Raw genomic sequence first — 1,507 nt, 5'->3', positions numbered from 1 at the left:
AGGTAAACGTGGCTTATTGACGTTAATCGATTTAAAAAAAGAAATCGAGGACAATAAACTTTTGCTAAAAGATGTCTCTTCTGAAAAGGAAAAGTTGGACAACAAAGTATTTGGCTTATATGAAAAAAGCTTAGATTTAGATCTGCTCGATGAGCAAGCAAAAAATGCTTTAGGTTATGTGAACCCTAATGAACTTATGGTTGTTCTTGACGTGGAATAGCAGTAGAGATCTCCCTACGTCATACCGCCGCGGCGCTAACACGTAGCGGGATGACGGTTTTTCAAATTGTCGGTAAATCTAAGTCAGTTTAGCTATATTGTCTCTCACACCGCTTAGCTGAACAGACAATGGCGTCAACTTAAGGAAAAATGTCAGAGATTGTGTATAAAATTTCTCTCTAAAATTTTTAGCATTAAATTACCTAAAAGCTGCATGACCTTACCCAGTAAAAGTGGAGAGAAAGAAAAGAGTTTTTTTGGGTAAAATAAAATTTTGGAGGACTAGAAATGGTAAGAGAATATACAGCAGAATTCAAATTGGAAGCTGTTAAACTGGCAAATGAACAAAGAAAGGCAGGTCAAACAATTACAAAAACAGCAAAGGATTTAGGAATAAAGGGTGTTTTATTAGGAAAATCGATAAAGAAACACAACGAAAAAAAGTCAGCAGCAGGTGCATTTCCAGGTAGAGGTAACATGGCTCCTTACGACAAAGAAAGGTTTGATTTACAAAGCAAGAGTAACAAGGGAAAGAGACATTTAAAAAAAAGCCCTGGCCAGTCAAAAAGAGTAAAATATTTTTTTATATAGTAACTGCTATAAAGTACAGGAATTATGTAGGATTTTCTGCTAGTGGCTACTATAAGTGGACCACAAGAAAAATAAGCAGTAGAGAATCAGCAAATAAAGAGCTACTCGAAGCTATTCAAAAAATATATGAAGTTTCTAAATGTAGATATGGAGCTCCTAAAATTCATGCTGAATTGAAGGCTTTGGGTAAAAGTTGCAATTTGAAAACGGTGCAAAGTATTATGCAGAAAAATGACATCAGGGCTATACTGAAAAGAAAGTTTAAAATTAAAAAACAACAAACAGATAATAGAGCTGTAGCTCCCAATATACTAGATCTAAACTTTATTGTTGATCAACCAAATAAAGTATGGGATTACTTACATCAAAACCAAGGAGGGACTCCGCCAACAATATTGCAATAAACCTGAAACTTGAGAAGACTATTTCCCGAAAGCTTCTACAAAAAGAACGTAGAGTTGAATTTATTTATAGAGCTAATGATCAAATAACCATATGTCTCGATGGATAATATATGGTAGAGCTCATGGGCAACAAGAAATTAATAGTTCGTATTAGTTGTAGTGATGAAGTAAATCGATTAGCAGAGTTGTATCTATTAGATGCATATGAAAAATTAGTGTTAAGTAAACCAATAAAAGCGAGCAAAAAGGAAGAAAACTCTGAATATAAGAAAGTAGATTTGAGGACGGTAAAA

The 1,507-nt window shown here is 34.1% G+C and carries 3 protein-coding genes; all 3 read left to right on the top strand.

The window, feature by feature from the left end:
* On the top strand, positions 1–220 hold a 220-nt coding region (locus WGMM_RS01065), incomplete at its 5' end, for an FtsB family cell division protein (RefSeq protein WP_128080196.1).
* A 287-nt stretch (positions 221–507) separates the two neighbouring features.
* On the top strand, positions 508–810 hold the full coding sequence (locus tag WGMM_RS01060; RefSeq protein WP_240991815.1) for a transposase: 303 nt from the start codon (positions 508–510) through the stop codon (positions 808–810).
* A complete protein-coding gene (locus WGMM_RS07060; protein ID WP_338062966.1) occupies positions 795–1,214 on the top strand; it encodes an IS3 family transposase in 420 nt (139 codons plus the stop codon). The genes WGMM_RS01060 and WGMM_RS07060 overlap by 16 nt, the downstream gene beginning before the upstream one ends.
* The last annotated feature ends 293 nt before the right edge of the window (positions 1,215–1,507 follow it).

The organism is Wolbachia endosymbiont of Glossina morsitans morsitans (genome assembly GCF_000689175.1).
In the GTDB taxonomy this organism is placed as follows: domain Bacteria; phylum Pseudomonadota; class Alphaproteobacteria; order Rickettsiales; family Anaplasmataceae; genus Wolbachia; species Wolbachia pipientis.
The sequence above is the reverse complement of the archived record's forward strand: the minus strand, read 5'-3'. Positions and strand labels throughout refer to the sequence as shown.